This is a genomic window from Desulfobacter sp., assembly GCF_050177295.1.
The window spans coordinates 1-10,734 of sequence record NZ_JBFXHE010000125.1 but is presented as its reverse complement, the minus strand read 5'-3'; the positions used below and the strand labels follow the sequence as shown (position 1 = coordinate 10,734).

Sequence of the window (10,734 nt, the reverse complement as noted above, 5' to 3'; positions counted from 1 at the left end):
AGGCTGGTGGAGGCGTAAGCCCCTGTCATGACAAAAGCCGCCCTGAAGAGATTCAAGCAGCATTTGCCATGAGCAAAAAGGAATTTAAACGGGCCGTGGGCAGCCTGTATAAACAAGGCCGCATCACCCTGCACAAGACTGACGGGATTCGCCTGAAGTCATGACAAAGCTTATGCTTTTTAACCTGTATGATGAGGTGGCAGAAATCAGCAGATGTCATAGTAGCCAAATGCCGGGAGTAATGCCCCGGATATGGTGAAAGGCTGAAAATCAAGAGCAAAGGAAAAGGTATCCATTTGCTCTGTATATACACAAATTGACTGGCGTAACTTATTTGGAATTATCCCACGGAGATTGTTGTCAACGACCCCTCCTGAATCAGAGATCCAGAAGGGGCTTGTAAAAGCCCAAGTTGACTATCCTGAGTCTCTTTATTAGGGACTGCGTTCGGCAGGAAATAGACAACACTTAATTTTACCCCAATTACACACAGATCAGATCCAAATACGATTATTGGGGCAACTCGGTCCCTTCGTTCATGATCTGTATGTACTCCACATATGAATAAAGACGGTTACGTTTCTGTCCGGTAATCTCTTTTACGATACCAAGCTTTTCAAGTTCGCGCAGGCATGCATTGACTGTGGCTGGTGAAAGTTGCGTTTTTTCCTGGATCGAGTTCGGTGAAGCTATTGGGCGCTCCAGCATTACCTTATGAATGAGATAGGCCGAACCGGATATGCGTTTAAGCCCGTTAATGCGCAGCCCGTCTTCAGTGGACAATCTCATCAAATGTTGAGATGTTTCAACGGCTCTTTTTGCTGTATGAATAACGGCATCGGCAAAGAAGTCGAGCCAAGCCTCCCAGTCACCGGTCAGCCGTACTTCGTTCAAAAGTTCATAATAGCGTTGGCGGTGTGTTTTGAAATAAAGACTGAGATACAGCATCGGTTCTTTAAGGATTTTTTCAGAACATAACAGCAGCGTGATGATCAGACGTCCGAGACGACCATTGCCATCAAGGAACGGGTGGATGGTTTCGAATTGGACGTGAGCCAATGCAGCCTTGATCAACACCGGAGTTTTGTTCGGTTGGTCATGCAGAAATAGCTCCAGCTTTCCCATACATTCCTGAACATATTCAGGGGGCGGTGGTACAAAAGCCGCATTACCCGGACGGCTTCCACCAATCCAGTTCTGGCTTCTCCGAAACTCGCCGGGATCGCAGTCTTTACCACGACCCTTCGATAGCAGAACACTATGAATTTCTTTAAGCAGTCTGAGAGAAAGAGGGAAGTCCTCTCCAAGTCGTTTAAGACCATGATGAAGGGCAGCCACATAGTTGCTAACTTCCTGAACGTCATCCAAAGGAACTCCGGGTTGATGCTTGAATTCAAACAGCAGCAGGTCGGAAAGAGATGACTGAGTCCCTTCAATCATGGACGATAGCACCGCTTCCTTGCGCACATACATATAAAGGAAAAGCGATGTGTCCGGAAGTAAAACAGAGACACTGTCAAGACGACCGAGAGCCAGCAGAGCCTGGTCAAATTTCTCCCTAAGTTCGGATGACCATTTTATCGGTGGTGTTGGCGGTAGTGCAGCAGGAATAAAGGCTTGAGCCTTTTCTCCAACTGTCGAGATCGTAATATAGCGGCCTTGTAAGTCTCTGTTCATGTTGTTATTTCAATTTTTGAATTAACAGGGTTTTTATTTCAAATAAACCATTAACGCAAAATAACGGCTTGGCAATATATTGTCAAGGGGTACTTCGGAATTGCTGAAAAATCTACGCAGTGTTGGTTTTCGTAAGCCGCTGTAACGGGGAGGTAACCGGCCTGCGCGGCTTTTCGCGCAGGTCCGGTTGACCGAAAGGTGGTGTGCCGGGCACGGCACGTGTTCTCAAAAGTGAGTCAAATGTAATGGATATCCAAACATTTGGCAAGTCTTAGACCCAGCCTGATGGAGGCGAAGGGTGTAGCGGTAGTGCAACGGGTAATCTTGGGACATCTTACTTAATTAACTGGGATTATGTTAGATGTCCCCAGAATTTGATCCTGGGGGTGAGATTCCTCTGGGCTACTCACCTGGGAGGGCTCCTCAGTGATGGGGAGTCCTATCCCGATTAGGCGATTTATGCCTGCCGCTTTTTTTTAAGTGGTATGATATTCGATTGCGAATGATTGGTGTAAGTATCCCAACTAGGCATGTATTCGTCTGATTGGTTGCCCCATACATGCCAGCCTTTTCTTGGTCCTCTCGCGAAAAGTTCAAGGTATGGGCCTGGGCTGCATGCCTCTATAATTTCGTATTGTTCATCTGGCTTCCTGCTATGCTCTCTCTTTCGGGTTGAGATGATGTTTTCTTGACTTCTGCCCGGCTGTAACGTGCGGGCATTTTTTCCCCTCACGCCAAAAAGAATCATTTCTGTGACGTTTCGAAAATAGAATCCAACCCCTCTTCTATCTGGACCACCATCCTTTCTAATTTTGTACCAAATCAAATTAGTCTTATAAGTAAAGCCCCAGTGCTCCATTACCTGCAACCCATCAGCTATCAGCGCGTTTGGAACCCAAAGATAAAGATGCGCAGTATCTTTGACGATGGCCTCTACCGGAAGGTCTTTGATTTCCTGCAACGTCATTGTGGGGTAACGAGAAAGCCTTTTGTGTTCCGGAGCCATTTTCCCAGTTCTGTTTTGGAACTGCCAAGGTGGATCTGCTAGAACAGTTGCAAACCTTCTTTTTCCTATATCTTCTAAAAGATCGTCAGATGCACTCATAGTTATTCATTCTCCACATAAAGTGATTTTGAAATGCCAAATACCAGCAATGGGCAGCCAGCACCGCTCCCGCCCTCGATGCGAGGCAGGAGCTTGCTCATGTGCGTAGTTGATGCCCCGTAGGAAGCACCTCTACCAAGCTCATTGAATATCTCTTGAAGATTATCGCAGCGCGTAATTATAACACCAACACTTATTGCCCGGAGATCAAAAAGAAGCCGAAAATTGTTCAAGTCACGGTCATAAAATGAATCTTTGTTGTTCCACTCAATCTCTAAAGCAACTCGATTCCGAAAGCAGTCTACCTTGTGGGTGGGTGTGTCCATAGTATTCTGATCAACCACAACCTGTGTCTGAAATTCTTTTTCAACCCATCCACGATCGTAAAGATATTTGTCAATGAACTCAGATACCTTTGATTTGCGTCCTCCCGGATTTGTTATCCAGCTCTTATGTAGCCGAAAATCGGACAGAACCGACAATATATCTTCCCATTCATTTGGAAAGTCTTCTTTCAATATCGCACAAGCGTGCTTCCACTCATGCACTTCATAGTTATCCCGAATAAATTGTGGGAGTAATTCAATACTCATTTGGTCTCCATATTTTTTGACGCCTAACGTTAAAATAAGCGGCGCGGTTTTTTGCGTCCGCTTATTTTTTTTTGTGTGTGCCGGGCACGGCACATGTTCTTAAAAGTGAGTCAAATGTAATGGATTTCCAAACATTTGGCAAGTCTTAGACCCAGCCAGATGGAGGCGTAGCGGTAGTGCAACGGGGTACCGGTGACGGGGTAATTAATCTTGGGACATCTTACTTAATTAACTGGGATTATGTAAGATGTCCCCAGAATTCAAAGATGTCCCCAGAATTCATAAAACTGAATAAATCTTTCGATCTTTCTCTCTATCGACTCGTTCATAGCGACTCCCTATGTAATCGCGGTGCTGGACGAAGTCAGCACCGCGATTCACGGCGGCGGAGCCGCCGTGAACGCCCGGCATCAGTGGGCGCGCGCTTTTTGCGATCCACTGAATGCCGCTTGTTGTGTTCAGCTTGTAGCTATTGACTCAATTTGGAACTGACAATTCGGTTGAGGCTCACGCCTGACTCAGCAGCTTCAATAGCCAATTTCCTATGAACATCAGGAGGTACACGGACCATAAATTTCCCACTAAAATTTTTTATTGCTATTGGTTCAGGAATAGCCTCTGAATTATTGGCCATATCTGATAATACATCAGCTACAAGCTTGCGAATTCCTTTTAAAGATCTTTCTGGACTATCAGCTAACCAACTTAAGCTTGGAAACTCAGCACACAACCCAATATACTCATTATCATCTTCAGACCATGTAACACGGTATGTATACTTATCATTTTTTTGTGCCATGGCTAACCTCCATTTTTTCAATAGCCAAAAGCACCTGTTTGACTTGATATGCTTTGGCCTTTCCTTTATCATTCTGAATATTTACCCTTGGATCCCCTTGCCAAGGCGTCTTATAAACTCGATGACTGCTTTTCTTTTGTCGTGGCTCACCAAAATAATGATCACATATTTTGCACAAATCAGAGAATCTTACATTCTTCGTATTTTGCCGTAGAGATAGTATTAATTCATCAACATTCTCCATGAGAATATAGTATCAGTATTGATATCGTTGTCAAGGAGAATCTGGAAATTTTGTGATGGCTAAATTCAAAACACAACGTTGCGGTCAGCGGCTGCAAGGGCTGCCCCAATGCCGTTGACTTAAGCGCAAATGATGAGTTTACCAGACAGAATATCCCCGTCATTTCTGAAAATATTAGCAGCAATAGAGGATAAAATTTTGTTAAGGAACGGAATTGACGCTTAAATTGTACACAGGGGTTCTTAAGTCAACGGCATTGAGGGCTGCCCCTGACCTTAGGTAATCTCTTAGGTAATCTTGGGACATCTTACTTAATTAACTGGGATTATGTAAGATGTCCCCAGAATTCCTCAATATGCTACTAACTCCGGATAGGATCAGGACGCTTCAGAGGAAGCTCTATTGTAAGGCCAAGCCAAGCAGTCAAAGAGCGCAAGCCTTACGATGAAGAACATCGGAAAACCGTATGCACGGTTTGATGAGGGAACACTGAGGATGCAAGGCCTTTGGAACACGTAGTAGCCGCGTGCGGCAAGGCGTCTCGAATATAAAAAGGGCTGAAGAAACCGGCTGAATCAGTGCTCTACTCTACCCAGAATTTCTAATTCCCTAGTGGCTCAATTCCAAATGACCATTTTTGGCTCAATTTAACATGACCATGGACACCTTGACATGAAGTATGTATGAGTCGGTAATATTTGATGGATTCTATCGCCATATGGTTCTTGCGTCGTACAGTTGATTCTGTTGAAGAACATAAGCCCATCAGAGTCAAAGAAATTGATTCTTTTATCCGTTATGCTTTGAACAACGCTCCAGTGATCATGTTTTCCACCAATACCAAGAAAAATCACTCTGCTTGGAGTATCAAGAAAGCTCTGCATCTTTTTCCAGAAGAAATTTAATTCTGTTTTTGGTTCACCTCTAAATGGCATTTCCCGATCTATTTTTAGTTCTTCTATGTTCTTCAGGACTTCACCTATGACATTAATATTCAGTCCATCTGTTATGATTCTTGATAGATTTTTTGTAGTATCCAAATATGATATTATTTTCCTAAATATTTCCTCTGATTCCTGTTGATTAGAATCATTTATAATCTTTTCTGCATTAACTAAACTGTAAACACCGCACAAACCGTCTAATTTTCCTTGCTTATAAGGTTCCATCCTTTTGTCCTAAATCTGGGAATTAATGAATAACAAGTGATTATGTGCAATACCGCAAAACTCACCCACAAACTTGTTTTTCCATGGTAAAATTAAAACTTGGTACATTTTTTGATATGCTATTTTTGTTAAAAATAACAACAATATTTCCAAACAAGCAATTAATATGCCTATCGAACTAAATATAACTTTAAAGGTGAGTTTTGCGGTATTGCGATTATGTAGTTTTTTTCTGTATAACTCCAACAAATAACGTGTATAAAGCCTGTATCAATAAAGAACGAAATTAACAATCATTTTCTGCCCGTGTTAAAAAATTTTCGCCTACCGTTTTAAGCCGGAATACCCTTTACAACAAGGCTTGTCCGAAATCCCCGGTTCATGAGGTTCAGGTACTGCAAAACTCTCATCACCAGGTCAAACTGTCCCGCGTTATGTCGGTAGCCAAATTTTATAGCGGGATAACATTCGGAAGCTGTTTGTTTAGTGATAGTAAGATTTTAACGTTTCAGGACTGACCCCGATATAAAAGAGCAGTTGAAGCATCCAGTTGCGCAGAGTTGTATATATCATGCCTTCTTTTTTCCAGCGCCGGGCCGAGGTAACCACCGGATCTGAAATGAAGTGAATTTTATACCCCTTTTTTCTGAGTCTGAGCATGATCTCCACATCTTCCATCAGTGCAATTGGTTTATATCCTCCCAAGTCCCAAAAGCATTTTGATTTAATGAATATTGCCTGGTCGCCAAAAGGAATCCGGGTGATCCGGGAACGCAACGTTGCCACCTTTTCGATGATACGAAAACCTAATTGCTTTGCGCCAATGGCCAGATCAAATGCACCGGCAGCAACTTCCTTGTCCCGGCAGGCATGAAGAATTGTTTTGAGTGCATTTGCAGGCAAAACAGTATCTGCATGGAGAAACAGCAGCAGATCTGCGGTTGCGGTCCGGGCCCCATGGTTCATCTGCACGCCCCGGCCGGCCGGTGATGCTGTTTTGATAACATTCGGGTCATTGATCGCTTGAAGGGTGCGTTTTTCAGGGTCTCCATCCACCACAATAATTTGGGTGGCCCACAACATCTGGGATGCCGATGATTTAAGGTCGCCAATGGTTCGGTTAATACGGTCCGCTTCGCCGTATACCGGTATAATAACGGAGATCAGAGGATTCATTGGATTGAGGTTCCGGAAGTTGATTTGAAAATAATATCCCCGTAAAAGGCCGTTGACGTTCCCTCCGTATTGTCCGAGTCCGTCATGATCGCCACACCCGAAGTCATGGGGGGCGGGTGTCCGAAACTATCCACATAGTCCTGATAAATATTACGTTCTTCGGTGACCCAGGTGCCCACCTTGTCGTCACCGCTTTGCACGGCGATCATCATAACCTGATTGATGTAGGGGTTGGGTATCCGGGTCCCTTTAGGGACGCGGTTGGCCCAGATATAGGTCACCACTGTTGCAGGTGGATACTGGCCGTATATCAGGCGGGCGGTTTCAAATCGGGTTTTTTCCCAGACCCCTGCCTCATCAGGGTTATATTCAAAAGCCACATAAATTCGTGCCGGATAATCATCCCCGCTTTTTTGGGTGACATCGGTTTTCTTATTAATGTCCGTGATTTTCCATTGCCATTGAATAATGGGATATTTTTTCACATCAATGCCGATTTTGCGGATCAGTCCCGAAGCGGATGCCTTGCTATAGGCTTTGATTACAGTTCGCCCCTGGTCTTCAACCATATTGTATGTGGTATGTGCCTTTATTTTTTTAAATGTCAAAGGCTCCCAGTGCCGGGGTAAGATTTCCCCGGTATTCGCCTGGGAAAAGCCCCCTACGGTTAATATCGGCTCGGCGCAAAGCGCAACAGCGACGTGCAAAACCACGATAAAGCTGACCGCTATCCAAATCTGTTTTTGTCGACTCAAAATTTTACTCCTTGTTTTAAGAGGTAATTGGTTGTGTGTACGGCCGTTTTGCCGGCTGGATCAAGATTGAGAAAGGCTAAGTCCTTTTGGGTATCAATGTCCCGCCACACGGGCAGAGTACAGTGTGACACATGATGATCTTTAAATCTGTTCAGGGTCAGATCAAATACCTGGTCGGTTCCCCAGGGGATACCGTGAAATATCCGGGGGGTAAATCCTTTGGCCGTAAACCCGATCAGATAATATCCGCCATCATGACTTGGGCCGATGGCCGCACTGCACTGGTCCAGAGCCTTAAAGGCCGTATCAAGTATCTGAGACGGCAGATCCGGTAAATCAGACCCGATGAGAACGGCCCTTTCATATCCGGCGGTAAAGGTGTCGGCAAGGGCATTTTCCATTTTTTCTCCCAGGGTGGTGCCCTTTTGGGGGAAAAGATCCAAATCCTCTCCCAGCCAATCCCTGATATGATGAATGGCGTTTTCCGGGTAATAGTAGACCCGCAACGCCCAGGGAGTTGATCGAACCATATCCAGAACATCCATCACAAAGCAGCGGTATAACGCCAGGGCTGCTGTGTCTCCCACCCCCTTTGCAAGGCGCGTCTTGACCCGGCCCTTTTCCGGGGATCTGATGAAAATGATGACAGCGTTATTTTTTGTCATCTTCACACAGGGTTGTCCCCTATGATATTGATCTGTATCCATGGTGTGTACTCCCATTGTGATTGTGCAAGTATCAAGATTCAAAAAATAATTATTTACGCTGCCAGGCCAAAAACCGTTCAACAATTCCTATCGCGGTTTTCGGTACCCGGGCTCTTTTCCAGGCACCCGCAGCAAATCGGCCGGACTCTGCCAGGGTCGGGTAAATATGGATGGTGCCAAGGATTTTATTAAGTCCGATATTGTATTTCATGGCCAAAATAAATTCATGGATCAAATCTCCGGCATGGGACCCCACAATAGTCACCCCCAGGATTTTGTCTTTTTGGGGAACGGTCAGCACTTTGACAAATCCCCGGGCTTCGGAGTCGGCAATGGCCCGGTCCAGATCGTCAATCCCGTAGCGGGTCATCTCGTAGGGAATATGGGCGGCAAGACAATCTTTTTCGTTCATTCCCACCCGTGCCACTTCGGGATCGGTAAACGTACACCAGGGGATCACCCTGTAGTCTGCCGTGAATTTTTTAAAAGACCCGAACAATGCGTTTACAGAGGCATACCAGGCCTGGTGAGCGGCCACATGGGTGAATTGATAAGGGCCTGCAACATCACCGGCCGCATAAATATTGGGCATGGTGGTCTGCAGCCATTTATTGGTTTTAATGGTACCATTGGGGTTCAGCGCCACCCCCAGTTTTTCCAGCCCAAACCCTTGGGAATTGGCCACACGGCCCAAGGCAATCAAAAGGGCGTCAAACCGAACGGGCACTTCTTGTCCATCCGAATTTCGGGTACAGATCAGTTTTTTTTCGTCATTGTCCACCCGGATCTCCTTTGTCGTGTGCCCGGTGAGGACCCGAATGCCCTCCTGGATGAAGGTCTCTTGGATGAAATCGGACACATCGTCATCTTCCCGGCCCATGATCCGGACAGCTCTGCCTACCAGGGTAACCTGGGCACCTAAACGGGCAAAGGCCTGGCTGATTTCGCACCCGATGGGACCGCCCCCCAGCACCACCAGCCTTTGGGGTAAATCTCTCAAAGACCAGACCGTATCAGAGGTGAGATACTGCACCTGGTCAAGGCCGGGGATGGCCGGAACCATCGGCCGGGCGCCCGTTGCCACGACAATGCTGCGGGTGGTGATGACTTTACCGTTCACCTCAATTTTATATGGGGAGATAATATGGGCCTCGCCCCGGATGCAATCGACCCCGAGTTGGGTATACCGCTCCACAGAATCATGGGGTTCTATTTTTTTGATGATCTGTTCCACCCGCTCCATGACCGTTTTAAAATGGAAGTCAATATGGGTATGTTCAAAACCAAACTCCTTGGCCCTTTTGGCATAGGAGAGCATTTTTGCGCTGCGCAGCAAGGCTTTGCTGGGCACACACCCGGTGTTCAGGCAATCTCCCCCCATTTTGTCCTTTTCCACCAATGCCACACCCGCCTTTACAGCCGCTGCAATATAAGAGGTCACAAGACCTGCGGAACCGGCACCGATAACCACCAGGTTGTAGTCAAATTTTGAAGGCTTGGAAAATTTTGCCATGACCCGCCGGTTTTTCAAAAAGCCTGTGAACGCCCTTGCCATCCAGGGGAAAAGTCCCAAAATGGCAAAGGAAGCGAGCAATGGAAAGGAGAGAATCCCGGATGCGCTTTCCACCTGGGATAACCGGGTGCCGGCATTGATGTAAGCAAGGGTCCCTGGAAGCATGCCCAGCTGACTTACGATGTAGAATATGCCCGTTTTAATGGGGGTCAGTCCCATGAGAAGGTTGATGACAAAAAAGGGAAACACCGGCACCAGGCGCAGGGTGAAAAGATAAAAGGGACCGTCGGTTTCAATTCCCTCATTTATTTTTTTGAGCCGGTCGGAAAATCGATCCTGGATGTACTCCCTTAACAGAAATCGGGACGCAAGAAAGGCCAGGGTCGCACCGATGGTGCTGGCAAAGGAGACAATGATTGTGCCGGTCCAAAGCCCAAACACGGCACCGCCTGCCAGGGTCATCACCACGGCTCCCGGAAGTGAGAGGGCCGTTATAACGATATAGACCGCCGCATAGATGAAGATGGTTAGAGTTGTGTTTTCGACATAAACATGTTCCATGGCGGCCTGTTGGGATTTAAGAGCCTCGAAGGTCAGGTGCCGGTGAAGATCCAATGAAAAAAACAGGATAACGCCCAGGATAAATGTTCCAAGAATGAGTAGCTTAAAGAATTTTTGATTCATTTTCAGTAGTGTCCGGTTAGGTTTGTGCATGTAGCCATTTTTAGTAAAATATAACACCAAGGTCACTGGGTCTGACGCCTTTGGGGCCGGTTTTCTTTTTCTCAGTACCCGATCCGTTTGGCTTCAAGGCCCGTGATAAAGCTCTTTTCACGAATGGGACGGGCAGTTATCCCATGCTTTTGTAGTGGAGTTATCTTATTTAAGAATGAAAAAACCAGCCCTGGGTACTTTAATATGGACAGCTAATCCATTCTTGGCGTGAATCGGCATCTGTCTGCCGATCTGGCCTGCATCAGTCGAGTAAAGACATGT

10 protein-coding genes and 1 pseudogene are annotated in these 10,734 nt (G+C 46.1%); 1 reads left to right on the top strand and 10 read right to left on the bottom strand.

The annotated features are described in order from the left end of the window. A pseudogene (locus AB7U36_RS10710) lies at positions 1–164 on the top strand (CvfB family protein); the annotation flags it as partial. 346 nt (positions 165–510) lie between these two features. On the opposite strand, the gene AB7U36_RS10705 reads toward AB7U36_RS10710, so the two are convergent. The 10 genes from AB7U36_RS10705 to AB7U36_RS10660 form a co-directional block, all read right to left on the bottom strand. Then, complete coding sequence (locus AB7U36_RS10705) at positions 511–1,677, bottom strand: Fic family protein (protein ID WP_428159768.1); 1,167 nt, start codon at positions 1,675–1,677, stop codon at positions 511–513. 457 nt (positions 1,678–2,134) lie between these two features. Beyond that, positions 2,135–2,782 carry an MT-A70 family methyltransferase gene (locus AB7U36_RS10700; protein WP_428159767.1) on the bottom strand — a complete coding sequence of 216 codons (648 nt, stop codon included), beginning with the start codon at positions 2,780–2,782 and terminating at the stop codon, positions 2,135–2,137. 2 nt (positions 2,783–2,784) lie between these two features. Next, the gene (locus AB7U36_RS10695; protein ID WP_428159766.1) at positions 2,785–3,375 is read right to left on the bottom strand and encodes a BglII/BstYI family type II restriction endonuclease; all 591 of its coding nucleotides are present in this window, start codon (positions 3,373–3,375) and stop codon (positions 2,785–2,787) included. 469 nt (positions 3,376–3,844) lie between these two features. Then, positions 3,845–4,174 (bottom strand): type II toxin-antitoxin system HicB family antitoxin, encoded by a 330-nt coding sequence (locus AB7U36_RS10690; RefSeq protein ID WP_428159765.1) that lies wholly within the window; start codon positions 4,172–4,174, stop codon positions 3,845–3,847. Beyond that, entirely contained in the window at positions 4,158–4,418 is a 261-nt protein-coding gene (locus tag AB7U36_RS10685) for a toxin HicA (protein WP_428159764.1), read from the bottom strand. The genes AB7U36_RS10690 and AB7U36_RS10685 overlap by 17 nt, the downstream gene beginning before the upstream one ends. Before the next feature lie 647 nt (positions 4,419–5,065). Next, positions 5,066–5,587, bottom strand: coding sequence for a hypothetical protein (locus AB7U36_RS10680; RefSeq protein WP_428159763.1), 522 nt, complete (start codon positions 5,585–5,587; stop codon positions 5,066–5,068). Positions 5,588–6,070: 483 nt separating this feature from the next. After that, the gene (locus AB7U36_RS10675; RefSeq protein WP_428159762.1) at positions 6,071–6,763 is read right to left on the bottom strand and encodes a TIGR04283 family arsenosugar biosynthesis glycosyltransferase; all 693 of its coding nucleotides are present in this window, start codon (positions 6,761–6,763) and stop codon (positions 6,071–6,073) included. Further along, positions 6,760–7,518, bottom strand: a complete 759-nt coding sequence (locus tag AB7U36_RS10670) for a DUF3047 domain-containing protein (RefSeq protein ID WP_428159647.1) — start codon at positions 7,516–7,518, stop codon at positions 6,760–6,762. Before AB7U36_RS10670 ends, AB7U36_RS10675 begins: the two co-directional genes overlap by 4 nt. Continuing rightward, positions 7,515–8,225, bottom strand: coding sequence for a TIGR04282 family arsenosugar biosynthesis glycosyltransferase (locus tag AB7U36_RS10665; protein ID WP_428159761.1), 711 nt, complete (start codon positions 8,223–8,225; stop codon positions 7,515–7,517). Before AB7U36_RS10665 ends, AB7U36_RS10670 begins: the two co-directional genes overlap by 4 nt. A gap of 49 nt (positions 8,226–8,274) precedes the next feature. Next, positions 8,275–10,422, bottom strand: a complete 2,148-nt coding sequence (locus AB7U36_RS10660) for an FAD-dependent oxidoreductase (protein ID WP_428159760.1) — start codon at positions 10,420–10,422, stop codon at positions 8,275–8,277. Positions 10,423–10,734 lie beyond the last annotated feature (312 nt).

What these genes read in the sequence shown, in the direction of transcription:
- AB7U36_RS10705 (WP_428159768.1), bottom strand. Translation starts at nt 1,677, where the DNA reads ATGAACAGAGACTTACAAGGCCGCTATATTACGATCTCGACAGTTGGA.
- AB7U36_RS10700 (WP_428159767.1), bottom strand. Translation starts at nt 2,782, where the DNA reads ATGAGTGCATCTGACGATCTTTTAGAAGATATAGGAAAAAGAAGGTTT.
- AB7U36_RS10695 (WP_428159766.1), bottom strand. Translation starts at nt 3,375, where the DNA reads ATGAGTATTGAATTACTCCCACAATTTATTCGGGATAACTATGAAGTG.
- AB7U36_RS10690 (WP_428159765.1), bottom strand. Translation starts at nt 4,174, where the DNA reads ATGGCACAAAAAAATGATAAGTATACATACCGTGTTACATGGTCTGAA.
- AB7U36_RS10685 (WP_428159764.1), bottom strand. Translation starts at nt 4,418, where the DNA reads ATGGAGAATGTTGATGAATTAATACTATCTCTACGGCAAAATACGAAG.
- AB7U36_RS10680 (WP_428159763.1), bottom strand. Translation starts at nt 5,587, where the DNA reads ATGGAACCTTATAAGCAAGGAAAATTAGACGGTTTGTGCGGTGTTTAC.
- AB7U36_RS10675 (WP_428159762.1), bottom strand. Translation starts at nt 6,763, where the DNA reads ATGAATCCTCTGATCTCCGTTATTATACCGGTATACGGCGAAGCGGAC.
- AB7U36_RS10665 (WP_428159761.1), bottom strand. Translation starts at nt 8,225, where the DNA reads ATGGATACAGATCAATATCATAGGGGACAACCCTGTGTGAAGATGACA.
- AB7U36_RS10660 (WP_428159760.1), bottom strand. Translation starts at nt 10,422, where the DNA reads ATGAATCAAAAATTCTTTAAGCTACTCATTCTTGGAACATTTATCCTG.